Source organism: Streptomyces sp. NPDC020983 (assembly GCF_044333485.1).
Classification (GTDB): domain Bacteria; phylum Actinomycetota; class Actinomycetes; order Streptomycetales; family Streptomycetaceae; genus Actinacidiphila.
Genome location: NZ_JBIRRA010000005.1, coordinates 411,939 through 438,194, shown reverse-complemented (window position 1 = coordinate 438,194; position 26,256 = coordinate 411,939). Strand labels below are relative to the sequence as shown.

The window sequence follows — 26,256 nt, the reverse complement described above, 5'->3', positions numbered from 1 at the left end:
TTGAGTTGCGTCGGATTCTGTGCCGACTGTGTTCGGCTGCCGACCGGTGCTCTCTCCGGAACCAACGATGGGACTCGTATGCCGATCACCCGCAGGATCCTGTCCTGCGTCACCGCGGGCGCGTTGTGGGCAGGCGGCCTCGGCGTTGCCGCGGTCACCGCAGGCGTCGCCACGGCGCCGTCCGCGGCGGCCCTCGACAACGGCCTCGCCCTCACCCCGCCGATGGGCTTCAACGACTGGAACTCCTTCGGCTGCAACGTCAGCGAGCAGCTGATCAAGGACACCGCCGACCACTTCGTCAGCTCCGGCCTGAAGGACGCGGGCTACACCTACGTCAACATCGACGACTGCTGGATGACCCACACCCGGGACGCCGAGGGGCGGCTGGTCCCCGACCCGGTCAAGTTCCCCGACGGCATCAAGGGCACCGCCGACTACGTCCACAGCAAGGGCCTCAAGCTCGGGATCTACGAGGACGCGGGCACCGCGACCTGCGCCGGCTACCCCGGCAGCCTCGGCCACGAGGCCACCGACGCCCGGTCCTTCGCCGACTGGGGCGTGGACTACCTCAAGTACGACAACTGCAACAATAAGAGCGACGGCACCCTCGCGGACTTCGTGAACCGCTACACCGCGATGGGCGACGCGCTCAAGGCGACCGGCCGGCCGATCGTCTACTCCATCTGCGAGTGGGGCCAGCTCCAGCCCTGGAAGTGGGCCGGCGACATCGGCAACCTGTGGCGCACCACCGGCGACATCAGTGACAACTGGGGCAGCCTGAAGTCCATCACGGACGCCAACCTGCCGCTGTCCGCCTACGCGAAGGCCGGCGCCTGGAACGACCCCGACATGCTCGAGGTCGGCAACGGCGGCATGACCGACACCGAGTACCGCACGCACTTCTCGCTGTGGGCGATGATGAACGCCCCGCTGCTCATCGGCACCGACCTGCGCAAGGCCACCCCGGCCACGATGGACATCCTGCTCAACAAGGACGTCATCGCGCTCGACCAGGACGCGCTGGGCAAGCAGGCGAGCGTGGTCGCCTCGACGGACAGCGGCACCAAGGTCGTCGTCAAGCAGCTCGCGAACGGCGACCGGGCGGTCGCGCTCTACAACGAGTCCGACCAGCCGCAGCACATCGCCACCACCGCCGCGGCGGCCGGCCTGCCCGCCTCCGCCACCGGCTACACGGTGCGCGACCTGTGGCAGCACCGCGACTACCAGTCGTCCGGCACCCTGGCCGCCACCGTCCCCGCGCACGGCACCGTGCTGCTGCGGGTGTCCCCGGACGTCCACGCCCTGCGCAACCCGGCCCTGGTCGACGCCGGTGTCGGCGGCACCTCCGTGCACATCCAGCCCGGCAAGGGCGCCGACGTCACGGCGTACGTCACCGACCTCGGCACCCTGCCGGCGCTCTCGGTCTCGGTGAAGCTCGACGGCCCCGACGGATGGTCGGTCCGGCCCGAGGGCACGACCACCACCGCGGCCCTCACCGCCGGCCACACCCTCAGCACCAGCTGGCACGTCGACGTGCCCGCCGGTACCCCGACCGGCACCTACGCCCTGTCCGGCACCGCCACCTACCAGGGCGCCGGAGCGACGGGCACCGTCAGCGTCCCGCTGAACGGGCAGGTCACCGTCGCCGTCCCGCCGCCGGCCGGCACCTCCTACCTGAGCGACCTCCCGTGGGAGTCGGCCACCAACGGCTGGGGCCCGGTCGAGCGCGACAGCAGCAACGGCGAGACCGGGTCCGGCGACGGCAGGCCGATCAGCCTCGGCGGCACGGTCTACGCCAAGGGCCTGGGCGTCCACGCGCCCAGTGACGTCGCCTTCTACACCGCGGGCAGCTGCACCTCGCTGACCGCCACCGTCGGCATCGACGACGAGAAGAAGAACAGCAAGGGCTCGGTGGAGTTCCTGGTGCTCGCCGACGGCAAGCAGGTCGCCGACAGCGGTGTCGTCACCAGCACCACCGGCGGCCACCCGCTGACCGCCGACGTCACCGGCGCCCAGGAGGTCCACCTGGTCGTCACCGACGGCGGCGACGGCAACGACAGCGACCACGCCGACTGGGCGGACGCGAAGATCACCTGCTCCTGATCCCCGCTCCGCCGCCGGAACAGGCCGGTGCCCCCGCGCGACCCGCGGGGGCACCGGCCGCTAGCGGCCCGCCTCCCAGAGCGTCCTGAAGCGCTGCACCCGCTTGGCCACCCGGTCCGCCCGCAGGTCCATGAGCGTCTTGGTGTTGACACCGCGCAGGTCGGAGCCGATCTCGTAGGACAGCGACTCGTCGAAGACGATGAAGTCGTTGGTCTCGTCCATGCGGGCGATCGGCGACAGGTCGGACAGCGCGAGGACCTTGACCTCGATGCCCAGGCTCTGCTGGTCGTCGCAGAGCTGGCCGAGGTCGATGGTGTTGTCCTCCGGCTTGTCGATGATGAACAGCCGCCGGATCCGCACCCCGTGCGCGTCGATCGCGTCCCGCTGCGCCCGCAGGTAGCGCTGGCCCAGCTCGCTGGGCCAGAAGTCGCGGTCCACCGCCGTGCTGGTCGCGTCGATCGTGGACACCGCGCAGCCCGTCAGGGTGACGATCCAGTCGTGGTCCTCGCCCTCGTAGTCGACGAGCTTGGCGTTGAGGTTCTCCATCAGGCTGGTGAGCCGGCTGACCTCGGCGCGTGTGAAGGCCTGCATGATGGCGGGCGAGCCGGTGCCGACCTTGCTGGCGCTGCGGATCAGCCGCGAGACGCCGTCCGGCGGCAGCGCCGAGCGGTCCACCAGGCCGAACAGCTCGGTGGCCTCGTTTATCCGGGCGAAGCCGTTGGCGACCAGCTCCCTCATCTCCGCGTTGTGCGCGGCGATGGTGTGCTCGACGGACGTCAGCCGGCGCTCGAAGTCGGTCATGTACTGGATGATCAGGGCCGCGCCCCCGAGGAAGATGGACGAGGTCAGCTTCCACACCTCGGGCTGGTCGGTGGCGTCCGTCAGCAGGTAGGTGGCGCCGCCGACGAGGGCGGTCAGCAGTGTCTTGAACAGTACGGGCGGTACCACGCGCGTCGCGGCGGCCTGCGCCCCCGACCCGGTGTCCAGCGATCCGGCCATGTCGTCATCTCCCCCTGGTGGGTTCGTGCGCTTACGAGCCCGCGGGCGGGCAGGTCATGGCTGCACATGCGCGGAGACGGCCAGCAGTGCGAGCTGGTCCCTGATCCGCTGCACGAGGATCTGCCACTGCCGGCTGAATCCCGGTTCCCGCTCCAGCACCTCCCACAGCGGGTGCAGCAGGCGGTCCACCCGCGCGGCGGGCATCCACAGGTGCAGCAGATGGTCGACGGCCGGGCGCAGTGCTGCCACCGCGACGCGCCCGTCGACCGATCCCAGCCGGCTGCGCTCGACCATCCGCACCAGCGTGGTCAGCAGCCAGTCGTGCAGGGCGAGGTCCTCGCAGAGCCTCGCCGCCGCGGCCGTTCCCGTACTCCCCGCCAGCCGCAGCTCCACCGTGCGCAGGCCGTCCTGCGCGAGGGTGAAGTTCTCGATGGACGGCTCCGCGCCGTCCGGGGCCCGCAGCGCGACCCAGCGCAGCCGGGTCACCCGGGCCCGGAAGGGCACCGCCTGGTCCAGCACCGGGTTCCGCAGCACCGTGCGCAGCAGGTGCTCGGCGACGGCCCCCAGGTCCAGCTCGCCCGGCCCGGCCGGGCCGGCCAGGCACCCGGCGGCGACATCGCGCTCGGGCAGCTTGCCGAACGGCTCGACGGTGCCGGGCCGGGCCAGGTAGTGGCCCCACGGGCGGCGCCGGTCGGGACCGTCGGCCGCCGCGGTGCAGAAGGCGTCGGTCTGCAGCAGCCGCCCGCCGGTGAGGGCGGCGCGCGAGGTGACGGTGCCCACCGCGCGGACCCGGGCGCCGGAGGCGGTGGGCAGCCGGCAGTCGACGCCGGTCAGCACGTCGGGCGAGAGCGCGTACGCGTTGGGCCGCTCGGACTGCAGGACCCGCCGTCCGGCGCGCAGCCGCAGCAGCCCTGCGGCGGCGGGCGACGGCAGCGCCTGGGAGTTCTGGAGCAGGCAGGTGCGCACCTCACCGCAGGCGAGCACCGGCTGAGCGAGCGCTGTCGTCCCCCCGCCCGGGATCACGTCACCCGCCCGCGTACATGACGTAGGAGATGCGGTCGGTGATCTCCTCGGGGACCGGTAAGCCCTCGCCCGCCGAGCGCCGGGCGACCTGGCCGAGCGCCTCGGCGTCGATGTCGACCTGGTCGAGGATCACCCGCACCGCGTGCTCCACCCCCAGGAAGCGGGCCGGCAGGACGGAACAGGTGCGGTACGCCGAGAAGGGCGCCGCGGCGGGGTTGAGCCGTATCACCGGCGGCAGTTCGTCCCACTCGCGCGGGAACTCCGCGGCCGTCCAGGGCACGGGCTGCAGCACCGCCTCCCCGGCGTGCCGCAGCAGGCCGAGCCGGGCGAGCTGCCAGACGGCGGCCAGGAAGGGGCAGGACCACCAGCGGCGGCCGTCCACCTCGTCCCACAGCTCGACGTCGACGAAGACGGAGTGCCGGCGGGCGGCCGTCTCGGCGGGCGGCTGCCAGGGCTCGGCGCCGGCCATGGCCTCGGCGAGGCCGCCGGCGGGGCTGCGCTGGCCGTTGGCGAGCCAGCCGGTCTGCACCGCGGGCGGGCGGGTGCCGTCGGTGCCGGGCGCAGGCGACTCGACCAGGCGCGCCTGCACCTCCTCGGCCACCGCGGTGCCGCCGGCGACGGCGCAGCCGGACTCGCGGGCCAGGTAGTCGATCGTCAGGCCCGCGCGACCGGCCTCGGCGATCACCATGGGGAGCAGCTCCGCGGGGGTGGAGAAGCGCGTGAAGTAGTCGTCGACGAGGAAGCAGGTGCTGACGCGGGCCCGCCGCCCGCCGGCCGCGGCGAGCGCGCAGGCCGCGTCGGCCCACGGCTTGACCTGGGCGAAGTGGCTGCGCAGCCGTTCGGGTCCGGCTTCGAAGTCCTCCATGTAGAGGTGGCCCAGCTCCAGCGACAGCTGGGCGAGCGGCACCGACTGCACGCGCGGCTCGGCCGCGGTCTCCCGGAAGACCGTGCCGGAGCCGTTCGCGGTGCCGGGGTCGGTGACGGGCACGGTCGTGGCGGCCGCGGTGGCGGCGGTTCCGGTGTGTGTCATACCGGCCCCCACGCCTCGTCGTCGGTGAGCTTGTCGGCGAGGTCCTGGAGCGCGGTCAGGGTCTCCAGGTTGGCGATCCTGCTGGAGAGCACGTCCTCGTCGGTGATCAGCTGCTCGCGCCACTGGAGGACGGGTTCGAGCGGCACCGTCCCGATGGCGGCGCTGAAGCCGACGTCGCGGTCGGCGGCGAGCCGGTCGAGGTCCTGGTCGCACTTGCGCATCCACGACGACTGGGCGGCCGGCACCAGCGACCACGGCGGCGCCTCCGGGTCCGGCACCGCGGCCCGCACGAACCGGATGGCCGCGCGCAGCTCCTCCTTGTCGTGCCCGCGGGCGACCCCGCCGGCCAGGATGCCGCGCTGGCCGAAGACCAGCCCGGAGGCGGCGATCACGTGCTGCCGCGTCCAGCGGTGGTAGACCAGCCAGCGGGCCTGCACACCGCGCATCTCGGGCCGCGCGGTCACGTCGAGGGCCATGTCCATGGCGTAGCTGCGGCCGGCGCTGAGGTCCACGATGACGACCTCGAACTCGCTGTTGAGCCGCAGGAAGAGGTCGATGCAGCGGTTGACGGTGTCCCTGGCGACGGCGAACTCGCCGCCGCTGCGGTCGCCGGGGAGCAGCACCAGGCTGCCGGAGTTGGCCGGACGGTCGCGCAGCAGCTGGTGCTCCGTCTCGGCCCATACGTCCAGCCGTGCCGGCTCGGTGGCCTTCCCCTGGAGGTAGGAGTGCAGGCCGCCCTGCTCGATGCCGCCCATGGCCTTGGGGACGTCGAAGACCGCGGCGGCGGTCGGCGAGCCGAAGTCGAAGTCCAGGTAGCACACGTCGTCCCCGCCGAGGGCGCGGCGGAAGGCGATGTTGGCGCTGGTCACGGAGCGGCCCGTGCCGCCCTTGTCGGAAGCTGCGAAGACGAGCACCGGTCACACTCCCCGCGAAGCGGTCTGTCTGGCCAGCGCCAGCCCGTCGAGTTCGCCGAGGATCTCCATCGTGAGCGCCACCGCGGTGCCGGGCTGCCGGTCGACGAGGTCCCGGGCGCGGTTCAGCTTGACCTCGACGCCCTTGAGGGCGAGCCCCCGGGAGGCGTCGAGGGCGGAGGTGGGCTCCAGCTGCTCGTTGCCCAGCAGGTGGGTGGCCTCGCTGAGCAGCCAGGAGGCGTAGTTGATCAGGTCGGAACTGCGGATCGGGGACTGCACGTAGAGCTGCCGCCCGGCGACCATGCACTCGATGACGCGCTCGGTGACCCCCCACGACAGCCCCAGCTTGGGGACGGACGCCTCGGGGAAGACGGCGCCGGCGTCGTCCCACAGCCCGACACCCTCGCCGTCGGTGATGCGGCGCCTCCACATGTGGTCGAAGATCTTCTCGGCGAGCCGCAGCAGCCGGTCGTGCGAGGTGATGTTGCGCGACAGGGTGCACAGCTGGATGCTCCGCTTGAGGAGCATCGCGGAGAAGTCGCCCATGGTCCACTGCATGGGGTTGCCGGTCTCGCTGCTGCCCTGCAACGGCAGCCGGATGCCGGGGCTGTGCAGGGTGACGGCCTTGTCCCCGACCGTCAGCCGGCTGCTGATCCGGCCGCGCTCGGCGAGCCGTTCCATGACGGCGACGGTACGGGTCAGGTCGTCGTCGGTGGCCCGGCGGCGTACCAGGTCGTGGACGAGGATGGAGGCCACGCACAGCGAGAAGTACTCCGACTCCAGCCGCTGGCCGGTGGTCCGCCAGGGGATGTCCTCCAGCGGCCAGGCCGCCTCGTTGAACCGCGCGATGCCGGACCAGTACTGCTGGGTGATCTCCCACCGCAGTCGTAACGCCTCGGCCAGGCGCTGCTGTTCGGGTGTGAGCAGGCCCAGGGTGAGGGTGCGGTCGCTGAAGAGGTCCTGGATGCCGTCGAGGGCGACGACGGTGAAGTACAGGTACGGGATGGGCCGTGCGGCGCCGTTCGGCTGCGGGCCGATCGGCTCGCTGGTGTCGACCGGCGGGGCTTCCTTGACCAGGCTCCAGGCCCAGCCGCACTCGAAGAGCTGGTTCTCGTCCTTGAGGCGGTCGGCGATGTCGACGCCGAGGACGAGGCTCTCGCCGATGGTGGCGCGCAGCGCCTCGAAGCGGCGCTGGAAGCGCTCGACGACCACCCGTTCCGACAGCCGGCCCTGCCCGAGCACCCCGCACAGCGTGCGGCCCTGCGGCTCGTCGGGGTCGAAGACGTTCACCGTGAAGGAGCGCAGCAGGCTCACCATGGCGGCCGTCAGCCGGGTCTCGGTGGCTCCGCGCAGCTCGTCGATCTGCGCGCGCACGTCGGAGCGGCGGGTCTTGCCCTCGTAGATCTTGAGGAAGCCGAGGGTGGCCAGGCACAGGGTGATCGACATGGAGAAGGAGTCGACCACTCCGAGGCTGCGCTGCTCCTCGGTCAGCTCCAGTTCCGGGTCGGCGGGGACGAAGTAGTGGCCGCCGGCGAAGCTGGGGCGCTTGTCGTCGGTGGTGTGGGTGCGCATGAAATCGGAGAGGATGCTGACGAGTTTCGCCGGGATCTCCACGCGCCCGCCGACGTTCTTGAGCGCGGTCTGCACGTCGCGCTCGGTGGTGTCCGGGTCGTCCAGCCGGAAAGCCGGGATTTCGGTCGCCGGATACATCAGGCAGAGCAGCCGCTCGGCGTCGGCGACGCTGCTCCTGCCGCCCCATTCACCCCACTCCCACTGGCCGTCGGCAAACGAATGGCGTGAAACGGCCTGCCAGATGTCCAGCAGGTGCTGCCGCGGCTTGATCTGCATTCCCCACCCCTCCACCAGGTGCACCGTTGCTCTTCCAGCGGTGTCCGGTTACGCCCCGCCCGTAATCCGCGCGCGTGTTATGCGGGCCCGCGCCGCCCGCATGCCACGATCATTCCCTCGTACCCTTCGCGCAACGCGCCGCCCGGCATTCCGATGGGGGTGATCGCGACGTCCTCACCCTCCGCGAACGGGCTCAGGCTCTTGCGCACATCGACTTCGCCGACACTGCACGCGGGGAAGAAGGTGTCACCGACCCGGTACCCCAGCGAGCCCTCCATGAAAGCCGCCGCAAAGGGGGCGCCCGGTTCCAGCACCCGCATGAAGCGCTCGACCGCGAGCCGGAACTCGGCCTCGGAGGTGGACAGCGATTCGGCCACGAAGAACATCGTGCCGATCTGCCAGCGCTCGGCGCGCTCCCCCAGGTCGAACAGGTTGCCCTGCTCGACCCGTGCGGCACGGGCGAACGCGGCCCGCGGGTCGGCGACCCGCCGGGAGTAGACCTCCTGCTCGCACAGCGCGTCCCAGAACTGGTCCCAGTGGGCGTCGTAGGACTCCTGCTGGCCGCGCAGATAGGCGACATTGGCGGCGGAGTGCTCGTAGAGCGTGACGGTCCGGCACCACGGGAGGACGGACATCGCCGGGTACAAATTTGCCCCGGGACCGACGTCGATTCCGCGCAGACCGGCTCCGGCCGCGTCGGGGACGTCCCGGAAGTGGTCGGCGAAATGCTTGCGCACGACTTCGAGGATCTTCGCGTCATCGGAGCGCAGCCGGCCATAATTATGATCAACGTACGCCCGGGGGTCGAACGCGTCCCACGGCGCATCCGAATTCAGCCGTGGCGCAGGGGTGCGCGCAGAGTCATTCGCCGTCCGGGGCGATCCGAGATCCATCTCCCCATAATAGCGGCGAACTTGGCGCCCGGCGTCCACCGTGCGTTCGGCCGGATTAGTGCAGGGCGCACGGAGGGCGCGTGGCAGCATACGCGCATTTCATCCGTATCCCACCTTGAACAGCGGGTAAACGCGGCTGATCCTGGTCAGAACCGGTGACACGGCGCCGGCCCCACCTTACGCACGCGCGCGAGCCCATGTCAGCCGAATGGGGGAACGCGGCGTGGTCCTCCGTATGTCCCCGGACCGGGTCCCGGCCCGGCCCGCCGTCCCGTCCCCAGCCCCCGAGGAGTGGCATGACGACCCATCTGCCCGACGCCGGCCGCCCGCGTGTGACGCCGCTGCTGCCGGCCTGCGCGCCCGCACTCGTCCCGGCCGACGGCGAACTGCCGCCGCGCGTGCGCGCGGTGACCGACGCCGACCTGCCCGAACTGCACCGCCTGGACCAGGAGGTCTTCCAGCAGCACGCCTACCCCTACTTCGTCCTGCGGCAGTTCTACGACCTCTACCGCGACGACCTGCTCGTCGTCGACGACGCCGGCACGCTACGCGGCTACGTGCTCGCGGGCGTCGCGTCGGACCCGTCCCGCTGCTGGATACTCGGCCTCGCGATCGACCGCAAGAGCCGCCACCGCGGCCTCGGCCGGCTGCTGATGACCGAGTCGCTGCGCGGCCTGTGCCTGCGGGGGGTGCGGGAGGTGTGGCTGACCGTCGAGCCGGCGAACGCCGCCGCCCTCGACCTGTACCTGTCGCTGGGCTTCTCCCGGGTCGACCGGCGCAGCGACTACTTCGGCGCGGGCTCGGACCGGGTCCTGATGGTCCTTCCGCTGGCGGGCGCGGTCGCGCTGTCGGCGGAGGCGTAGCGGCGCACCGGGGGTGAGGGGGGCGGTTCAGCCGGTCAGGAGGCCGGCGATGCGGTCGCGCACGCCCTCCTTGCCCTCCACCCGTTCGGGGACCAGCCGTTCCGGCCGGCCGGGGTCGCGGCCCAGCACGTGCAGCCGCCCGTCGCTGCGGGCCAGCACCAGGTCGGTGCTCTCGCCGGCGATCTCCGCGGAGCCCTCCGCGGTGTAGCGGGTGACGGTCACCAGCGCGGAGCGCTCGGCCGCGGCCAGCAGCGCGTCCGCGTCCGGCGTCCGGCCGGGGTCGGCAGCGCTGCCGTGGGGCAGCCACTCGGTGAGCATCCTCAGGGACTCGTCGAAGGTGTGCAGGCTCAGCTGGTGGACGCCGAGCGCGTCGATGCGCACCATCAGGCAGATGTGCTCGGGCTGCGGGAGCAGGAGCACGCGCCAGGGCTCCCCCGGCCCGGTCCCGGTGGTGCGGGCGTCGAGCACGCGCCGGGCGCGCTGCTGGAAGGCCACCGCGATGCCCAGGTCGCCGCGCACCTGCACCTGCTCGCCTCCGCTCCCGGCCAGCAGCAGCTGCCGGGCGGCGAGCGAGCGCACGGCCTCGGTCAGCTCGTCGTCGGAGGGGCGGGCCTCCAGGAAGTCCACGATGGCGTCCACGGCCGTCAGCTCGGCGATGGTGTACGCGCCGAGCAGCACGGGCCCGGTGTGCACCATGTTGACCACGGCGGTGACCAGCCCCTCGGGTACGGCCGCCGCTCCCGGCGTCTCCGCGGCGCCCGCCGCCCGCGCGCTCACCGCGCACCTCCCCGGGGGCGTACCGGATCCGCCCGGAGCGCCTCCTCGTACCGCTCGCGCAGCACCCGGGCGGCGATCCGGGACGGCGTCTGGGTGACCCACACCTCGGAGTTGCCGAACAGCCCGCGCCCGCCGCGGCCCGGCAGCGCCTGCCCCAGCTCGGCGCCCGGGTCGGCCCGCTCGGGGGGCGGGAAGCGGGCGGCCAGCTCCCGGGAGACCGCGGTGGTGTCGTCCGACTCCTCGATCCTGCGCAGCGTCGTGGCCAGCGCCCCGGCCACCGGCGGCGGCAGCGCGGTGGGCACCGCGACCAGCGGGGAGAGGTACATCGGGCGCCGCTCGGTCATCCGCGACAGGCCCCAGGGCCCGACGTTGCTGCCGGTGCAGCGGTAGACGACGTAGTCCACCAGGTGCCGCAGGTCGTCCGGGCTCGGCAGCCTGCGCCCGCCGAAGGCCGCGGGCGTCTTCTCCAGCTGCACCCAGGTGCCGGTGGCGGTGCGGCCGTGCAGCTTCTCGCGCACCACGTGGCCGCGCATGCCGATGTCGGGGTAGCGCTTCTTGTCGATGTCGCGGTGGTGGCTGGAGATCCGCGGGTGGCTGCCCCTGCCGGACCGCCAGCGCTCGTACAGCCCGGGATCGTCCACCAGGACGTGCCCGCCGCACAGCACGTCGTGCAGTTGCGGCACCTGGAGGCCGTGCTGCTCCAGGTCGGAGAGGATCTGCGCCTCCTCGGGGCTGAGCCGGGAGACGGCGTGCAGCAGCCCCCGCCGGTACTCCCCGGCGCGGGCGGTGATCTGGATCATCAGCCGGACCCGCTCGCGCTGCCGGGCGGCGCTGTCCGCCGCGCCGGACGGGGGCGCGTGGCCGCCGCGTCCGCGGCGCAGGGACGGCATCGCCGGGTGCTTGCGCTCCATACCGGCCAGTACAGCACGGCGGGCGCCGTCCCGCAGTGCGGGGACGGCGCCCGCTCGGGCCGCCGGGGCGGTCAGCTCCCGCTGCGGGCGGGCAGCCGCCAGTTCGGCCGGGGGTAGTGGCAGGTGTAGCCGTCCGGGTAGCGCTCCAGGTAGTCCTGGTGCTCGGGCTCGGCCTCCCAGAAGGGGCCGGCGGGCTCCACCTCGGTGACGACCTTGCCGGGCCACAGGCCGGAGGCCTCGACGTCGGCGATGGTGTCCTCGGCGACGCGCTTCTGCTCGTCGTCGGTGTAGTAGATCGCCGACCGGTAGGCCAGGCCGATGTCGTTGCCCTGGCGGTTCTTCGTCGTGGGGTCGTGGATCTGGAAGAAGAACTCCAGGAGCGCGCGGTAGTCGGTCCGCTCCGGGTCGAACAGGATCTCGATCCCCTCGGCGTGCGTGCCGTGGTCGCGGTACGTCGCGTTCGCCACGTCACCGCCGGTGTAGCCGACCCGGGTCGCGGTGACCCCGGGGAGCTTGCGGATCAGGTCCTGCATCCCCCAGAAGCACCCGCCCGCCAGAACCGCCCGCTGTGTCTGCGTGGCCATCTGCGTCCTCTCCTCGCGTCCTCGTCTGCGTCTTCCCGGTTTCCCGGCGCCCCCGGCAAGGATGTCAACGTGCGGGGACGCCGCAGGATTCCGCCGGGCCGGGTGCGACCAGCAGGCTCCACGGGCGGCGGCGCCCGTCGCTGACGGCGGCGACTCCCGCCGCGTCGTAACGCGTGGTGGCGAGCGACCACGAAAGGTTGCCGGCCATGAGGTGCCGCATGCCCTCCACGTAGTGGTCGACGTGCCCGCGGACGGTACGGTCCAGGCGCAGCCCGGCGAGCGAGCGCGGCAGGTCCGCGGCGAGCCGCACGAAGCGGGCGGTGCGGGCGTTGGCGAGACCCGCGACGTGCGCGACGGACTCCTCGACCGTGCAGCCCTCGTGCGTGCGGTGCACCACCACGCTGTTGTTGACGTCGCCCGCGGCCAGCTCCTTGACCAGCGACACGATGTCGTTGACGAAGATCACCACGTCGCAGGTGATCTGGCGCATCTCGCGCAGCGCGGGGGCGCGGTAGACGTCGTCGGGCAGGCTGTAGCCGCCGCAGCGCTCGGTGAAGTCCAGGCACGGCCGCACCCCGATGGTGTCCCGCCGGACGGTGAGGAAGTCGTCCAGCCCGGGCAGCCGGTCGGCGTTGCGGTGGCGGGCCTCGTCCTCGTGGGCGGCGAGGTAGGCGCGCCAGTGGTCGCGGAAGCGGATCCGCCAGTGGCGCGGGGTGCCGTCGGTCGAGCGCCGCCAGATGTCGCGGAAGGAGCGGACCAGCGGGCCGTCCGTCCCGGCGCCGTCCGCCGGGTCCTGCGGCTCGGGTGTCATCGTGGCGGCGAGGTCGGCGACGAGCCGGCGGATCCGCTCGGGCTGGGCGCCGAGCAGCCCGTCGAACTGGTCGTCGAAGATGAAGAACCAGGCGTTGAAGTCGGCCGAGAGCTCCAGGTCGGCGGCCGCCGCGTCGGGGTAGAAGTACGCCATCAGCCGTTCCAGGCGCAGCGCGTCGTATTCGGCGGCCGCGGTGTCCCCCGTCAGCAGGCCCATGCCCTGGGCCCACTGCAGGGTGTGCTGCCTGGCCCGCTCCGCGTGCGCGTTCAGCCGGGCGGGGAAGGGGATCCTGACGGCGGCGGTGCGCCGGGTGGGGTCGGCCGGGCCCGGCAGGGCGGGACCGGGGTGTGCGGCGACGGGCTCGGGTGACATTGCGCCCTCCTGAGCGCCCGGCGCGCCCGGTTGCGCGGGCGGGCGCGGGTGCGATCGGCATACGGACCCGTGTACGAATCGCGTGCGGTTGTTCGAGCGTAGGCGCAGCGACCACCGGGGGACCAGACCGCGTCAGGGTGCCACGGGCACGTGCGCCCCGCCGTGCTCCCCCGACCGGGGGCCGGAGGGTACCGTTCCCCGCCCGCCCGCGCGGCAGGTGGCCCGAAGCCGGTGGAAGAAGTCCCGAGGGGGACGTCACCGCGTCGCCCGGTGCGTAGGCTGGGCCTTCCGAGGGCGCGTGACGGAGCCGACGTACGTTCAGGGGAAACGACATGGCATTCCGAGGGGAACGGACGGGACGCTCGCGGCGTCTGCTGCTCGAACGCGAGGCGGAGACCGCCGCGCTGGAGAGCAGGCTGTCCGAGCTGACCGGCTCCGTGCAGGACGGCGAAGCGGCCGGCACCGGGGGCTTACTGGCCTTCGCCGGGCCCGCGGGGCTGGGCAAGACGACGCTGCTCGGCGAGGTGCGCAGGCGCGCCGCGGCACGCGGCTGCACGGTGCTGTCCGCACGCGGCGGCGAGCACGAGCAGGGAGTGGCCTTCCAGGTCGTGCGCCACCTGCTGCAGCCGCTGCTGGCCACCGTGCCGGAGGCCGAGCACCGCAGGACGCTCGGCACCTGGTACGACATCGTCGCCCCGGCCGTGGGCCTGGTGGCCGGGGCGGGCGACGCCGCGCCCGACCCGCAGGGCGTGCGCGACGGACTCGACTGGATCGTCACCCGGCTCGCCGTGCAGCACGCCCCGATGGTGCTCATCCTGGACGACGCGCACTGGGCCGACGCCGAGTCGCTGGCCTGGCTGACGGGCTTCGCGCCGCGCGTGACCGAGCTGCCGCTGCTCCTGGTGGTCGCCTACCGGCCCGACGAACTCCCGCACGACGCCGCCGCGTTCGGCCGGCTGGCCGAGCGGCACGGATCGCGCACCCTGGACCTGGCGCCGCTGACGCCGGGCGCCGTCGGCCGCATCGTCAGGGACGCCCTGGGCGAGGACGCCGACGAGGCCTTCTGCCGGGAGACCTGGGCCGTCACCGGCGGCAATCCCTTCGAGGCGGTCGAGCTGGCCGCGCGCGTCGCCGACCGGGGGCTCAAGCCGCAGTCGGTGCACATGCCGGAGCTGCGCGAGATGGCGTCCGCGGTCAAGGGCGGCGGGCTCGTCGAGCGGCTGGAGCGGATGGGCCCCTCGGTGGTCCGTTTCGCGTGGGGCGCCGCCGTGCTGGGCGCCGACGCGTCCCGCAGCCGTGCCGCGAGCCTCGGCGGGCTCGGTGAGGCGGAGTCCGCGGACGCGGTCGCGAAGCTGCGCGAGGCCCGTGTCCTCGCCGACCCGCCCCGCGACGGGGAGGGGGACGGGCAGGACGCCGCCCCGCTGGAGTTCTTCCACCCGCTGGTGGCGACGGCCGTCTACCGGGCGATCCCGGCGGCCTTCCGCGTCGCGATGCACGGCAAGGCCGCGGCGATCGTCTCGCAGGCGGGCCTCGGCGTCACCGCGACCGCCCGGCACCTGTTGGAGACCCATCCGGAGAGCGATCCGTGGGTGGTGCAGCAGCTGTCCGAGGCGGCCCGCGAGTACCGCAGGGCCGGTGCCCCGGACGCCGCGCGGCGCTGCCTGGCGCGGGCGCTGCGCGAGCCGCCCGCCATGGAGGACCGTGCCCAGGTGCTGTACGACCTGGGCTGCTCGGCACTGCTGACCGAGCCCGCGATCACCGTCAACCACCTGCGCGCCGCGCTCGACGAGCCGGTGCTGTCGCCGGATCTGAAGGAGGCGATCGTCTACCGGCTGGCCCAGGCGCTCGGGCACTCCGACCGGATGGCGGAGGCGGCCGAGACGGTCGCGCAGGCCGCGCGCTGGGCGACCGACGCCAAGACCCGGCTGCACATGCAGGCCGAGCAGTTCATGTGGAACGCCTTCCGGGCCGACGAGCAGGACTCCGCCGCCCGCTCCCGCAAGCTCACCCGGCTCGCCGACCACCTCAGCGGCCGCGGTCTGGCCGAGCGCTACATCCTGGGCCTGCGCGCGTGGGACGCGATGGTGCGCGGCGAGCCCGCGTCGACCGCGCTGCACTGGGCCGAGCAGGCGCTCGGTGACGGTCTGTCGTGGACGGACGAGCGCTGGGGCTTCGAGGTGCCGGTGCTGGTGGCGCTCACCTTCATGTACTGCGACCAGCCGGGGCGGGCCGAGGAGCTGTTCAGCCAGGGCATCGTGGAGTGCCAGGACCGCGGCTGGCGCGGCGCCCACCTGTCCTTCGGCTGCACGCTGCTGGGCTACATCCGCTACCGGCGCGGCCGGCTGAGCACCGCGGAGTCCATGGTCCGCGACGGGCTGCGGATCGCGGACCGGGTCGGGCACCAGGTGCCCGCGCAGTACTTCGCGGTCGGCATCCTCATCGAGATCCTGCTCGCCCGCGGACGGTCCGCCGAGGCGCAGGAACTGGCGGCGTCGTACCGCTACGGCGAGATCACACCGAGCGCGGTGGTCTACCCCGACTCGCAGACCGTCCACGGCGAGCTGCTGCTCGCGCTGGGCCGGCACCGGGAGGCCGAGGTGCAGCTCACCCGGGCCGGGGAGCGGCTGGACGCGCGCGGGATGCGCAATCCGGCGTGGTGCCCGTGGCAGCTGGACCTGGCGCGGGCGATCGAGCCGTCGGACCCGGTGCGGGCGGCGGCGGTCGCCGAGGAGGGGCTGGCCAGGGCCCGCCGCTTCGGCACGCAGTCGGCGATCGGCCAGGCGCTGCACGCCAGGGCCGCGGTCGCCCCGCCGCAGCGGCGGGCCGCGGTGCTGGCCGAGGCGGTGACCCACCTGGAGCGCTCGCCGTCCGGTTACGACCTGGCGCGGGCGCTGTTCGACCACGGCGTCGCGCTGCGGCGTACCGGGCAGCCGCAGGAGGCCGCTGAGCAGCTGCACAGGGCCCTGGAGGGCGCGGTGCAGTGCGGGGCCGACGGGCTGGCCGGCCGGGCGAGGAACTGGACGCGACGGGGCTGTGGCCACTGCAGCCGCGCAGCGCGGAGGCCGCGTCGCTGACGCTGCAGGAGCGCAGGGTCGCCGAGTGGGCGTCCACCGGCTGGAGCAACGCCCGGATCGCGGAGGCGCTGGGTTCCACGGAGCCCGCGGTGACGCGGATGCTGTCGGAGATCTACGTCAAGGCCGGCTGCGACCACACCGGTCTCGCGCGGCTGGTGGCGCGCACCGAGCGGTGGGAGCGCCGGGCCGGCGGCTGAGGCGCGGTCACGTCCCGCTGCCGCCGGCGCCGGCCGGCAGCAGCGGGAAGTGGCAGGCGGCGGCGTGGCCGCCGGCCGTGCCGCCGGTGCGCAGCAGCGGTTCGCGGGTGGCGCACTCGGCGGCCGCCTGCGGGCAGCGGGTGTGGAAGCGGCAGCCCGCGGGCGGGTCGAGCGGGCTCGGCACGTCGCCCTGCAGGCGGACCCGGTTCCGCGCGCGCTCCGGGTCGGGCACGGGGTCGGGCACCGCGGACAGCAGCGCGTCGGTGTACGGGTGCCGGGGGCGGTCGTAGACGTCCTCGACGGTGCCCTCCTCGACGATCCTGCCGAGGTACATGACCGCGACCCTGTCGGCGATGTGCTCGACCACCGACAGGTCGTGCGCGATGAAGACGTAGGCGATGCCCAGCTCGCGCTGCAGCGAGGTGAAGAGGTTCACGATCTGGGCCTGGACGGACACGTCGAGGGCCGAGACCGGCTCGTCGCACACCAGGATCTCCGGGCGCAGCGCGAGCGCCCGCGCGATGGCGATGCGCTGTCGCTGCCCGCCGGAGAACTGGTGCGGGTAGCGGCGGGCGTGGTCGGGGTTGAGGCCGACGAGTTCCAGCAGTTCCCCGACCAGCCGGCGGTGGTCGCCGCGCGGGGCCGTCTCCCGGTGGATCAGGAACGGCTCGCGCACGATGGCCTCGACCGTCATCCGCGGGTCGAGGGAGGCGTAGGGGTCCTGGAAGACGAGCTTGATGTGCCGTCGGGCGGCCCGCAGCCGGCTGCCGCGCAGCTGGTCGAAGCGCTCGCCGAGCAGGTGGATCTCGCCGGAGGTGGGCCGGTCGACGGCGGTGAGCAGCCGGGCCAGGCTGGACTTGCCGCAGCCGGACTCGCCGACCAGGCCCAGCGTCTCGCCGCGGCGCAGCTCCAGGTTCACCCCGTCGACGGTCCTGACCTGGCCCCTGGTGCGGCGCAGCAGCCCGCCGCCGACCGGGACGTGCTTGACGAGGTCGCGGACCTCGAGGATCAGCGGTGCACCGGTCATCGTCCGGCCACCTCCTTCCAGTGGTGGCAGGCGCTGGTGTGCTGCGGCGCGACGGGGTGCGGCGGCGGCGCGTCGGCGCAGTCCCCGGCGGCGTACCGGCAGCGGGGTCGGAAGGCACAGCCCTCCGGCGGGACGGCCGGGTCCGGCGGCGCGCCCTGCAGGACGGCGAGCGGCCGGCCGCGCGAGCCCCGGCGGGGTATCGCGTCCAGCAGCGCACGGGTGTACGGATGGGCGGGGCTGCCGTACAGCTCGGCGGCGGGCGCGTGCTCGGCGACGCGCCCGGCGTACATCACCACGACGCGGTCGGCGGCGTTGGCGACGATGCCCATGTCGTGGCTGATCAGCACCAGGCTGGTGCCGTGTTCGGCCTGGAGGTCGGCGAGCAGCTCCAGGATCTGCGCCTGGACGGTGACGTCCAGCGCGGTGGTGGGCTCGTCGGCGATCAGCACCTCGGGGGTGAGGGCGAGGGCCATGGCGATCATCGCCCGCTGGCGCATGCCGCCGGAGAACTGGTGCGGGTGGTGCGCGGCACGGCGGGCGGCGTCGGGGATGCGGACCCTGTCGAGCATCTCCACGGCGGCGCGGGCGGCCTCCCGGCGGTTCAGGCCGCGGTGGGCGCGGAAGACCTCGGCGATCTGGAAGCCGACCGGCAGTACCGGGTTGAGGGCGGAGAGCGCGTCCTGGAAGACCATCGCGATGTGGCGGCCGCGGATCTGCCGCAGGGCGCGCCCGTCGAGCCGCAGCAGGTCGATGCCGTGCAGCCGCACCGATCCGCCGGTGACGGCGGCGCCGGGCGGCAGGATGCCCATGACCGCGCGGGCGGTCAGGCTCTTGCCGCAGCCGGACTCCCCGACGACGGCGAGCGTCCGGCCGGGCTCGGTGCGGTAGTCGACGCCGTCGACGACGGTGTGACCGCCGCCGGGGCTGCCGGGGCGGCCGGCGAAGGCGACCCGCAGGCCGGTGACCTCCAGCGGGGGCGCGGCAGGGTCGTACCCGGGGAAGCGGGCCAGCGGGTGCGGTCGGGCGGCGGGCGCCCCCTGGGTGGTGGTCATCGCAGCCTCGGGTCGAACGCGTCGCGCAGGCAGTCGCCCAGCAGGACGAAGCCGAGCACGGCCAGGGACAGGAAGAGGGCGGGGAAGAGCAGCAGGCCGGGGTGGGTGGTGAAGTACTGCTGCGCGGTGTTGAGCTGGACGCCCCAGGAGATGGCGGGGGCCGTCAGGCCGACGCCGAGGAAGGTCAGCGCCGCCTCGGCGGTGATCACGCCGCCGATGTTGATGCTGGTGAGCACGGCCACCGGCATGATCGCGTTGGGGAGGGCGTGCCGCAGCAGGATGCGCAGCGGCCCGGCGCCCAGTTCGCGGGCCGCGGTGACGTAGTCCAGGCCGCGGACGGCGAGCACCGAGGAGCGCATGACGCGCGTCAGCACCGGCCAGGAGAACAGCGCGAGCACCAGCGACACGCTCAGGATGCTGTGCACGCTGAAGGTCTCCAGCACCACGATCATCCCGACGAGCACGGGGAAGCCGAAGAAGACGTCCATCAGCCGGCTGACGATCATGTCGGTGACGCCGCCGAAGTAGCCGGCGAGCGAGCCCAGGACGACGGCGACGACCAGCGTGAGCACGGTGGTCAGCAGCCCGATGCTGATCGAGTCGCGGGCGCCGTGCACGACGTTGCTGTACAGGTCGCAGCCCTGCACGTCGTAGCCGAAGGGGTGGCCCGCGGCGGGGCCCTGGCCGCTGTGCTCCAGCGCGCACTGGTGGGGGTCGCCGTGCCCGAACCAGCCGGCGAAGGCCTGCGGGACGGCCGCCATCGCGCACAGCAGCAGCACCAGGGCCAGCGGCAGGACGAAGCGGGGGCGGCGCAGCAGCCGGTGCAGCGTCCCTGGTTCGGCGGGCCGTACGGCCACGGGGACGGCGCCGTCCGCGGGTTCGGCAGGGGCGGGAGCGGTCTTCCGCAGGGGGCTAGTCAAGGCGGATCCTCGGGTCGAGTACGCCGTAGAGCAGGTCCACGACCAGGTTGACAAGGAGGAAGACCAGCACGAGCAGGGTGCTGATGCCGACGACGGTGGGGCCGTCGTGCTGCTGCACGCCCTGGAAGACCTGGTAGCCGAGGCCCGGCAGGTTGAAGATGCCCTCGATGAGGATCGTCCCGGACAGCAGGTAGCCCAGGTTGGTGCCGAGCATCGACACCACGGGGATCAGCGAGGTGCGCAGCACGTGCCGGAGCAGGACGCGGGTGCGGCCGAGCCCCTTGGCGGTCGCGGTGTCGACGAACTCCGCGCCCAGGTTCTCCAGGATGCTGGCCCTGGTCAGCCGGGAGATCTCCGGCACCCCGAGAAGGGCCAGGCACAGCGCGGGCACCAGGTAGCTCAGCGGCCAGCCGTCGTCGATGCCGGAGACCGGGAACCAGCCGAGCTTGACGCCGAGCCAGATCTGGGCGACGTAGGCGGTGATGAAGTACGGCACGCCCAGGATCAGGCTGGAGCCGCCGAGTACGGCGAGGTCGGCCGCGCGGCCGGCCCGCAGGGCGGCCAGGCAGCCCAGCGCGATCCCGGCGACGGCCTCGATCACCCAGGTGAGCAGGGCGAGTTTGACCGTCACCGGCCAGCTCGCGGAGATGACGGCGGAGACCTGGGTGTCGTTCAGGTCGATGCCGAAGTCGCCGTGGGCCAGGCCGGTGACGTAGTGCCAGTACTGGACGAGGAGCGGGTCGCCCAGGTGGTAGTGGTCCCGGATCGCCGCCGCCGTCGCGGGGCTGACGACGTGGTCGGGGCCGGCCAGCGCCTGGACGGGGTCGCCGGGCAGGGCGTAGACGGCGGCGTAGATGACGAAGGTGGTGCCGATCAGCACCGGGATCATCAGCAGGATCCGGCGCAGGACGTAGTTACCCACACCTGCCCCCTCGGCGTGCGGCGCGGCCGGCGGGCCTCATCGGACGGTGACCGAGGACAGGTCGACGTCACCGAGGTAGCCCAGCCGCACGCCGGACAGGTTCCTGGCGTGGACGGCGCCGCTGACCGGGTAGTAGAGCGGGGCGAGCGGCAGGTCCGCCATGGCCGCGTGGTCGGCCTGCCGGGCCAGCTGCACGCCCTCGTCGGGGGTGCCGGCGGCCGCGGCCCGGTTCATCAGGGCGCTGAAGGCCGGGCTCTTGTAGCCGGTGACGTTGGTGCCGGAGGTCTCGCCGAAGAGCTGGTCGGCCTGCGAGTAGACGGTCGGGTACGCCGCGCCGTTGTAGAGCAGGAAGGGGCCGGTCGTCTTGTGCCCGAGCAGGTTGGGGTAGATCTGGTCGGTGGGCTGCGCCTTCATCGTGATCGAGGTGATGCCGAGGTTGGTGCGCAGCTGGTTGACGATCGCTTCCAGGACGTTCTGGTAGTCCGGTTCCTGCTTGGTCCACAAGGTGAGCGAGCCGTGCCAGCCGCCCGCCGCGGCCAGCAGCCCGCGGGCCTTGGCCGGGTCGTAGCCGCACGCCGTGCAGTCCGTTCCGCCGCCGCCGGCGATCACGTCGGGGGCGACGCCCGCGGCGGTCCGGGCATGGCCCTGGAGCAGCGACTTCACGATGGCCTCGCGGTCGACGGCGAGCGAGAAGGCCTGCCGCACCCGGATGTCGGAGAAGCGCTCGTCCCACAGCGGGAAGCCCAGGTAGACCACGGCCGCGGTGGGCGAGGTGACCAGCTGCGAGGCGTACGTCCGGCTCGCGGTCGACAGGTCGTTGCCGCTCGCGGTGGCGATGTCGACGGCGCCCGACCGGAAGCTGGTGAAGGCGGTGGCGTCGGTCTGGTAGGCCTTGACGGTGATCTGCGCCGCGTTGCCCTTGGCGCCCGGATAGCCGTCGAAGCGCTTGAGGGTGATCTGCTGGCTGCCGGGCGACATCCCGGGCGCGGCCACCTGGTAGGGGCCGTTCCCGATCGGGAGCCGGTCGTAGGCGGCGAGGTCCTTGAAGGCGGACTCGGGCATCGGGGCGAAGGCGGTGCCGGCGAGTACGTAGGGGAACATCGACAGCGGCTTGACCAGCGTCACCTTGAGGGTGTCGGGGCCGGTCACCTGCACGCCGGACAGGGTCTTCGTGGCGGGCTTGCCGCTGGCGGGGTTGAGCGCGGCGTACCCCTCGAAGTTCGCGAAGAGGTAGCTGTTGGACATGGTGTTGGGGGCGTAGGCCGCGGCGTTCCAGGAGTCGGCGAACGACTGCGCGGTGACCGGCTCGCCGTTCTGGAACTTCCAGCCCTGCTTGAGGGTGATCGTCCAGTGGCGCTGGTCGGTCGACTGCACCGACTGCGCGACGGCGTTCACCAGCTTGCCGTCCGGGCCGACCTGGGTGAGCGGCGTCCAGATGGCCTGCGCCACACCGCTGAAGCCCGCCTTGCCCGGCGTGAGGTGGGCGATGTACCAGCTCGGCACGCCGATGGAGTACGAGCCGCCGGCCGCGCTCGGGCCGCTTCCCGCGGCGCCGCCCCCGCCGCACGCGCTCAACGCGGCGAGCGCGCCGGCCGCGCACAGGGCGACCGCTGTTCTGCGGCTGACACGTCCTGGTTGGGGCGGTGTCATCTCGGGTACCTCCAGGGGCGGTCGGAGTTTCGGGTGAGCGGAAGACTGGCCCAGTCCTGATGCCGCAGCTTTGGCGGCCCGGGCAAAATCGCCGCTGCTGCTTTGTGTCGGCGCACATGCCGTCCGGCCGTGCACCGCTCCCCCGCTCCGCAGGGCATGCCGAACGGCCGCTGGGACCAGGTCTGCGCTGCGGAGACGGCTACCGTACGTCACCGGGCGGCGAGCCGGTAGGGGGTTGCGGAGGGTGCCTATGATGAGCCGATGGCGAGCACTTCCTTCTCCGCACCGCAGGTCAACGGCACGACGGGACGCGCCGAGCCGGCGGGTACGACGCTGCGCCGGCTGCGCGAGCACCTGGGCCCGCTGGTGCTCCACGTCGAATGCGCACCGCAGAGTGAGGACGTGGTGATCGGCCGCCAGGTGATCCACGACCTGTGCGAGCCGGTGCCCCCGCTGGCCGACGGCGTGCTGCTGGTGGTGGGCGGCGCCCCGGACCGGGAGAACTGCCTCGACGCGATACGCCAGGCCGGCGCCGCGCGCTACAGCGCCGTCGTCGTCAAGGCCCGCGGCCGTGACCTCGCCACGGCCGCCGCGGCGGCGCGGACGGCGGGCGTCGCGCTGCTGGTGGCCCCCGACGACATGCCGTGGCGGCACTTCGACGCCCTGGTCACGGCGGCGACCAGCGCGTCGGGGCCGGCCCGCGACACGTACTCCACGGTCGGCGCCGGCGACCTCTTCTCGCTGGCCAACGCCATCGCCTACCAGGTCGGCGGGGCCGTGACGATCGAGGACCCGCTCGGCCACGTGCTGGCCTACTCCAACCTGCCGCACCAGGAGATCGACGAGATCCGGCGGCAGGGCATCCTCGGCCGCCAGACCCCGGACCGCCCCACCAACCTCGACGAGTACCAGCGCGTCATCCGCGCCGACCGCCCGGTGCGCTTCGACATGCCCGACACCCAGCACATCAACCGGCTCGCCGTCGCCGTGCGCGCCGGGCCGCAGCTGCTCGGCATCCTCTGGGCGCTGGACGGGGTACCGCCGCTCGGCGAGGGCGCCGCCGCGGCGCTGGAGGAGGCCGCGAAGGTCGCCGCGCTGCACCTGCTGCGGGCGCGCAGCCACCGCGACCCGGACCGCTGGAGCCGCGGCGAGGCGCTGGCCTCGCTGCTGGACGGCGCGGTGTCCGGGCGTACGGCGGCCGCGCAGCTGGGCATCGCCGAGGACACCTCGACCACGGTGGTGGCCTTCGCGCAGGGGGCGCCGGAGGAGATGCCGGGACTCGGCGGCGCCCGGATCGTCGACATGGTCGGCCTGTACTGCGAGGCCTGGCACCCCCAGGCGCTGTGCACGACCACCGGTGGCCTGGTGTACGCGCTGCTGCCGACCCGCACCGACCCGGGCGCCGAAGGCCGGGTGGTGAAGTTCGCCGGGAACGTGGTGAGCACCGTGCGGCGCACCGCGGGACTCGACCTCCTGGCCGGGATCGGGGTGCCCGCCGCCCGGCTGGACGAGGTGCCCGCCGGGCGGCGCACCGCGGACCGGGTGCTGCGCGCGCTCGCCGGGGATCCGCAGGGGCCGGTCGTCGCCACGGTCGCCGACGTGCGCAGCCGGGTGACGCTCATGGAGCTGACCGAGCGCGGCGCCCCGTCGGTGGACCTGCCGCCGGGCCCGGTGCAGCGGATCATCGCGCACGACGCGGAGCACTCCACGACCTACGGCCAGTCGCTGCTGGCGTACCTGGACGCCTTCGGCGAGGCGATCCCGGCGGCCGCCCGGCTGGCCGTGCACGAGAACACGCTGCGCTACCGGATCCGCCGCATCCAGGAGCTGTTCGAGGTCGACCTCGACGACCCGGACACCCGGCTGGTCGTCTGGCTCCAGCTGCGGCTGCACCGGATCACGGGCTGATCCCGGCACCGCCTTCCCCGGCGCCGCCGGGGACGGAGCAGGTACGGGACGGGCGCGGGCCGGCGGCTGTGCGCGCCGACAACGCCCCCCGGCCCAATTGCACGGGCTCCACGAACCGCACGCACCTCCCCCGCACATAGCGTCGCCCGGACAACACAGCCGAGCCGATGGGGGAACCCATGCTGGAGCAACCGATCTACGCCATGAACGACCCCGTGCGCCTGCGTGAACTCGTCGCGGGCCACGGCTGGGCGACGCTGGTCAGCGCCACCGGGCGGGGCCCGGTGGTGTCCCATCTGCCGGTCGTCCCCGACTGGGACTGCCGCGACGGCGAGGGCGGCGGTGCTCGCGGCAGCGACCTCACGATCGTCGGCCACCTCGCCGCCGCCGACGCCGAGCTGCACGAGCTGGGCGCGCACGAGGTGGTGGTGCTCGTCGAGGGCCCGCACGGCTACATATCGCCGGGCCACTACGGTGCCGGCCCGTACGTGCCGACCTGGAACTTCGTCGTGGCCCACCTGCACGGCCGGCCCGAGGTGCTGGACGCCGCCGGGACGTGGCAGGTGCTGGAGCGCACGGTGGCGCACTTCGAGGCGGACCGCCCCGAACCCTGGTCGCTGGACGGCGTCCTGGACTTCGCGCACGGGCTGGCCCCCCACACGACGGGCTTCCGGCTGCGCCCCACCCGGGTCGTCGGCAAGCACAAACTCAGCCAGGACAAGCCGTACGACGTCGCGCAGCGGGTCGTCGCGGCGCTGTCCGGCGGGGGTTCGGGCGCCGGTGAGCCCGGCAACCCCGCGCTGGCCGCGGCGATGCGCCAGGTCCTGGTGACCGGTGACTAGCCCGCGGACCGCCGCCGGGCCGGCCGCCGGCCGGGCCGCCCCCGTGGTGCTGCGCAACGTCCGGCTCGGCTCCGGCGGACCGCTCGCCCACCTGGTGGTCGAGGACGGCCGGATCGCGGCCGTCGTCCCCGGCGGTGAGAGCGCGGGATCCGGCGAGGGCGTCGACGCGGAGGGGCGCACCGTGCTGCCCGGCCTGGTGGACGCGCACGTGCACATGGTCCAGTGGGCCAGCGCGCGCCGCCGGGTCGACCTGTCCGCCGCCGCCTCCGCCGCCGCCGCGTCCCGCGTCATGGCCGAGGCCGCCCGTGGCACGCGGCTGCCCGCGGGCGAGCCGCTCATCGGCTTCGGTTTCCGCGACGGGCTGTGGCCCGACCGCCCCGAGCCCGGGCTGCTCGCCTGGTCCGACGCCGCGGGCCGTCCGGTCGCCCTGGTCAGCAACGACCTGCACACCGCGTGGCTCAACCGGCCCGCGCTGCACCGGCTCGGCGTCGCGGACCACCCCTCCGGGGTGCTGCGCGAGGCGGAGTGCCTGGACGCGGTGGCCCGCCTCGGTGCCGCCGACCCCGCGACGGTGGACCGCTGGGTGGCCGACGCGGCCCGGGCGGCCGCGGCCCGCGGCGTGGTCGGCCTGATCGACTTCGAGTACGCCGACAACCTCGCCGACTGGGGCCGCAGGGCCGCGCACGCACCGCTGGACCTGCGCGTGACCTGCGCGGTCTACCCCGCCCACCTGGACGACGCGGTCGCCCGGGGCCTGCGCACCGGCGACGTCCTGCCGGACACCGGCGGCACGGTACGCGTCGGACCGCTCAAGCTCTTCGTCGACGGCTCGCTCAACACCCGCACCGCGCTGTGCAACGAGCCCTACCCCGGGATGCCCGCGGGCGGGCAGGAGTACGGCCTGCTCCAGACCGAACCGGCCGAGCTGGAGCGCCTCATGGCGTACGCGGCGCGGCACGGCATCCACAGCGCCGTGCACGCCATCGGCGACCGGGCCAACACCATCGCGCTCGACGCCTTCGAGCGCACCGGCTGCCCCGGGCGCATCGAGCACGCCCAGCTCATCGACCGCTCCGACCTGCCGCGCTTCGCCCGTCCCGGCCTGGTGCTGGGCATCCAGCCCGCCCACGCCGCCGACGACCGCGACATCGCCGACCACCACTGGGCCGGGCGCACCGACCGGTCGTTCGCGTACGCCGAACTGGCGCGGGCCGGCGCCCGGCTGGAGATCGGTTCCGACGCGCCGGTGGCCCCGCTCGACCCGTGGGTCGGCATCGCCGCCGCCGTGCACCGCACGGGCGCGGACGGGCGCCCCGGCTGGCACCCCGAACAGGCCCTCGTGCTGCCCGACGCGCTCGCCGCCGCGGCCGCGGGACGCGCGGGACTGCGGGTCGGGGACCGCGCCGACCTGGTGGTGACGGACGGCGACCCGGCGCACACCACGCCGCGGGGGCTCGCGGCGATGGGGGTCTTCTGCACCGTGCTCGGCGGCCGCTTCACCCACCGGGCGGACTGGGGGTAGGCACCGGTCGCGCCGCC

21 protein-coding genes are annotated in these 26,256 nt (G+C 73.7%); 6 read left to right on the top strand and 15 right to left on the bottom strand.

Translation table 11 applies throughout. The annotated features are described in order from the left end of the window. Window positions 1–78: 78 nt before the first annotated feature. Complete coding sequence (locus ACH4SE_RS13580; protein ID WP_398543526.1) at window positions 79–2,103, top strand: NPCBM/NEW2 domain-containing protein; 2,025 nt, start codon at window positions 79–81, stop codon at window positions 2,101–2,103. A 60-nt stretch (window positions 2,104–2,163) separates the two neighbouring features. Here the strand turns inward: ACH4SE_RS13580 and ACH4SE_RS13575 are convergent, their stop codons facing one another. The 6 genes from ACH4SE_RS13575 to ACH4SE_RS13550 all read right to left on the bottom strand — a co-directional run bounded on the left by ACH4SE_RS13575 (window position 2,164) and on the right by ACH4SE_RS13550 (window position 8,807). Further along, complete coding sequence (locus ACH4SE_RS13575) at window positions 2,164–3,102, bottom strand: hypothetical protein (RefSeq protein ID WP_398543525.1); 939 nt, start codon at window positions 3,100–3,102, stop codon at window positions 2,164–2,166. A 54-nt stretch (window positions 3,103–3,156) separates the two neighbouring features. Next, window positions 3,157–4,086, bottom strand: coding sequence for an SCO2521 family protein (locus ACH4SE_RS13570; protein ID WP_398543524.1), 930 nt, complete (start codon window positions 4,084–4,086; stop codon window positions 3,157–3,159). A 40-nt stretch (window positions 4,087–4,126) separates the two neighbouring features. Then, a complete protein-coding gene (locus ACH4SE_RS13565) occupies window positions 4,127–5,155 on the bottom strand; it encodes an SCO2522 family protein (RefSeq protein ID WP_398543523.1) in 1,029 nt (342 codons plus the stop codon). Continuing rightward, window positions 5,152–6,069 carry an SCO2523 family variant P-loop protein gene (locus ACH4SE_RS13560; protein ID WP_398543522.1) on the bottom strand — a complete coding sequence of 306 codons (918 nt, stop codon included), beginning with the start codon at window positions 6,067–6,069 and terminating at the stop codon, window positions 5,152–5,154. Before ACH4SE_RS13560 ends, ACH4SE_RS13565 begins: the two co-directional genes overlap by 4 nt. Before the next feature lie 3 nt (window positions 6,070–6,072). After that, complete coding sequence (locus ACH4SE_RS13555; RefSeq protein WP_398543521.1) at window positions 6,073–7,914, bottom strand: SCO2524 family protein; 1,842 nt, start codon at window positions 7,912–7,914, stop codon at window positions 6,073–6,075. 77 nt (window positions 7,915–7,991) lie between these two features. Then, window positions 7,992–8,807: an SCO2525 family SAM-dependent methyltransferase gene (locus ACH4SE_RS13550; protein WP_398543520.1), complete on the bottom strand. Its 816-nt coding sequence runs from the start codon at window positions 8,805–8,807 to the stop codon at window positions 7,992–7,994. 296 nt (window positions 8,808–9,103) lie between these two features. On the opposite strand from ACH4SE_RS13550, the gene ACH4SE_RS13545 reads away from it, so the two are divergent. After that, window positions 9,104–9,670 (top strand): GNAT family N-acetyltransferase, encoded by a 567-nt coding sequence (locus ACH4SE_RS13545; protein WP_398543519.1) that lies wholly within the window; start codon window positions 9,104–9,106, stop codon window positions 9,668–9,670. 27 nt (window positions 9,671–9,697) lie between these two features. Here ACH4SE_RS13545 and ACH4SE_RS13540 read toward each other — a convergent pair whose 3' ends face one another. From ACH4SE_RS13540 to ACH4SE_RS13525, 4 genes are all read right to left on the bottom strand, one after another. Beyond that, window positions 9,698–10,447, bottom strand: coding sequence for a hypothetical protein (locus ACH4SE_RS13540; RefSeq protein ID WP_398543518.1), 750 nt, complete (start codon window positions 10,445–10,447; stop codon window positions 9,698–9,700). After that, the gene (locus ACH4SE_RS13535; RefSeq protein WP_398543517.1) at window positions 10,444–11,358 is read right to left on the bottom strand and encodes a hypothetical protein; all 915 of its coding nucleotides are present in this window, start codon (window positions 11,356–11,358) and stop codon (window positions 10,444–10,446) included. The genes ACH4SE_RS13540 and ACH4SE_RS13535 overlap by 4 nt, the downstream gene beginning before the upstream one ends. 71 nt (window positions 11,359–11,429) lie before the next feature. Next, window positions 11,430–11,942 carry a peptide-methionine (S)-S-oxide reductase MsrA gene (gene msrA, locus ACH4SE_RS13530; RefSeq protein ID WP_398543516.1) on the bottom strand — a complete coding sequence of 171 codons (513 nt, stop codon included), beginning with the start codon at window positions 11,940–11,942 and terminating at the stop codon, window positions 11,430–11,432. Window positions 11,943–12,006: 64 nt separating this feature from the next. Next, the gene (locus ACH4SE_RS13525) at window positions 12,007–13,125 is read right to left on the bottom strand and encodes an isoafricanol synthase (protein WP_398543515.1); all 1,119 of its coding nucleotides are present in this window, start codon (window positions 13,123–13,125) and stop codon (window positions 12,007–12,009) included. Between the two features lie 332 nt (window positions 13,126–13,457). Here ACH4SE_RS13525 and ACH4SE_RS13520 point away from each other — a divergent pair, with 332 nt between their 5' ends. Continuing rightward, entirely contained in the window at window positions 13,458–16,199 is a 2,742-nt protein-coding gene (locus tag ACH4SE_RS13520; RefSeq protein WP_398543514.1) for an ATP-binding protein, read from the top strand. A gap of 204 nt (window positions 16,200–16,403) precedes the next feature. Here ACH4SE_RS13520 and ACH4SE_RS13515 read toward each other — a convergent pair whose 3' ends face one another. From ACH4SE_RS13515 to ACH4SE_RS13495, 5 genes are read right to left on the bottom strand one after another with little or no spacing between them, the layout of a single operon-like run. After that, window positions 16,404–17,423 carry an ABC transporter ATP-binding protein gene (locus ACH4SE_RS13515; RefSeq protein WP_398543513.1) on the bottom strand — a complete coding sequence of 340 codons (1,020 nt, stop codon included), beginning with the start codon at window positions 17,421–17,423 and terminating at the stop codon, window positions 16,404–16,406. Further along, a complete protein-coding gene (locus ACH4SE_RS13510) occupies window positions 17,420–18,475 on the bottom strand; it encodes an ABC transporter ATP-binding protein (protein ID WP_398543512.1) in 1,056 nt (351 codons plus the stop codon). Before ACH4SE_RS13510 ends, ACH4SE_RS13515 begins: the two co-directional genes overlap by 4 nt. Then, window positions 18,472–19,395 (bottom strand): ABC transporter permease, encoded by a 924-nt coding sequence (locus ACH4SE_RS13505; RefSeq protein ID WP_398543511.1) that lies wholly within the window; start codon window positions 19,393–19,395, stop codon window positions 18,472–18,474. Before ACH4SE_RS13505 ends, ACH4SE_RS13510 begins: the two co-directional genes overlap by 4 nt. Then, on the bottom strand, window positions 19,388–20,317 hold the full coding sequence (locus tag ACH4SE_RS13500; protein WP_398543510.1) for an ABC transporter permease: 930 nt from the start codon (window positions 20,315–20,317) through the stop codon (window positions 19,388–19,390). Before ACH4SE_RS13500 ends, ACH4SE_RS13505 begins: the two co-directional genes overlap by 8 nt. Window positions 20,318–20,353: 36 nt before the next feature. Continuing rightward, window positions 20,354–21,967 carry an ABC transporter substrate-binding protein gene (locus tag ACH4SE_RS13495; RefSeq protein WP_398543509.1) on the bottom strand — a complete coding sequence of 538 codons (1,614 nt, stop codon included), beginning with the start codon at window positions 21,965–21,967 and terminating at the stop codon, window positions 20,354–20,356. A gap of 261 nt (window positions 21,968–22,228) precedes the next feature. Between ACH4SE_RS13495 and ACH4SE_RS13490 the strand changes: the two genes are divergently transcribed. The 3 genes from ACH4SE_RS13490 (at window position 22,229) to ACH4SE_RS13480 (ending at window position 26,239) form a co-directional block, all read left to right on the top strand. Beyond that, entirely contained in the window at window positions 22,229–23,875 is a 1,647-nt protein-coding gene (locus tag ACH4SE_RS13490; RefSeq protein WP_398543508.1) for a PucR family transcriptional regulator, read from the top strand. A gap of 179 nt (window positions 23,876–24,054) precedes the next feature. Beyond that, a complete protein-coding gene (locus tag ACH4SE_RS13485) occupies window positions 24,055–24,717 on the top strand; it encodes an FMN-binding negative transcriptional regulator (protein ID WP_398543507.1) in 663 nt (220 codons plus the stop codon). After that, window positions 24,710–26,239, top strand: coding sequence for an amidohydrolase (locus ACH4SE_RS13480; protein WP_398543506.1), 1,530 nt, complete (start codon window positions 24,710–24,712; stop codon window positions 26,237–26,239). Before ACH4SE_RS13485 ends, ACH4SE_RS13480 begins: the two co-directional genes overlap by 8 nt. Window positions 26,240–26,256: the final 17 nt, after the last annotated feature.

What these genes read in the sequence shown, in the direction of transcription:
- ACH4SE_RS13580 (WP_398543526.1), top strand. Translation starts at nt 79, where the DNA reads ATGCCGATCACCCGCAGGATCCTGTCCTGCGTCACCGCGGGCGCGTTG.
- ACH4SE_RS13575 (WP_398543525.1), bottom strand. Translation starts at nt 3,102, where the DNA reads ATGGCCGGATCGCTGGACACCGGGTCGGGGGCGCAGGCCGCCGCGACG.
- ACH4SE_RS13565 (WP_398543523.1), bottom strand. Translation starts at nt 5,155, where the DNA reads ATGACACACACCGGAACCGCCGCCACCGCGGCCGCCACGACCGTGCCC.
- ACH4SE_RS13555 (WP_398543521.1), bottom strand. Translation starts at nt 7,914, where the DNA reads ATGCAGATCAAGCCGCGGCAGCACCTGCTGGACATCTGGCAGGCCGTT.
- ACH4SE_RS13550 (WP_398543520.1), bottom strand. Translation starts at nt 8,807, where the DNA reads ATGGATCTCGGATCGCCCCGGACGGCGAATGACTCTGCGCGCACCCCT.
- ACH4SE_RS13545 (WP_398543519.1), top strand. Translation starts at nt 9,104, where the DNA reads ATGACGACCCATCTGCCCGACGCCGGCCGCCCGCGTGTGACGCCGCTG.
- ACH4SE_RS13535 (WP_398543517.1), bottom strand. Translation starts at nt 11,358, where the DNA reads ATGGAGCGCAAGCACCCGGCGATGCCGTCCCTGCGCCGCGGACGCGGC.
- msrA (WP_398543516.1), bottom strand. Translation starts at nt 11,942, where the DNA reads ATGGCCACGCAGACACAGCGGGCGGTTCTGGCGGGCGGGTGCTTCTGG.
- ACH4SE_RS13525 (WP_398543515.1), bottom strand. Translation starts at nt 13,125, where the DNA reads ATGTCACCCGAGCCCGTCGCCGCACACCCCGGTCCCGCCCTGCCGGGC.
- ACH4SE_RS13520 (WP_398543514.1), top strand. Translation starts at nt 13,458, where the DNA reads ATGGCATTCCGAGGGGAACGGACGGGACGCTCGCGGCGTCTGCTGCTC.
- ACH4SE_RS13515 (WP_398543513.1), bottom strand. Translation starts at nt 17,423, where the DNA reads ATGACCGGTGCACCGCTGATCCTCGAGGTCCGCGACCTCGTCAAGCAC.
- ACH4SE_RS13510 (WP_398543512.1), bottom strand. Translation starts at nt 18,475, where the DNA reads ATGACCACCACCCAGGGGGCGCCCGCCGCCCGACCGCACCCGCTGGCC.
- ACH4SE_RS13495 (WP_398543509.1), bottom strand. Translation starts at nt 21,967, where the DNA reads ATGACACCGCCCCAACCAGGACGTGTCAGCCGCAGAACAGCGGTCGCC.
- ACH4SE_RS13490 (WP_398543508.1), top strand. Translation starts at nt 22,229, where the DNA reads ATGGCGAGCACTTCCTTCTCCGCACCGCAGGTCAACGGCACGACGGGA.
- ACH4SE_RS13485 (WP_398543507.1), top strand. Translation starts at nt 24,055, where the DNA reads ATGCTGGAGCAACCGATCTACGCCATGAACGACCCCGTGCGCCTGCGT.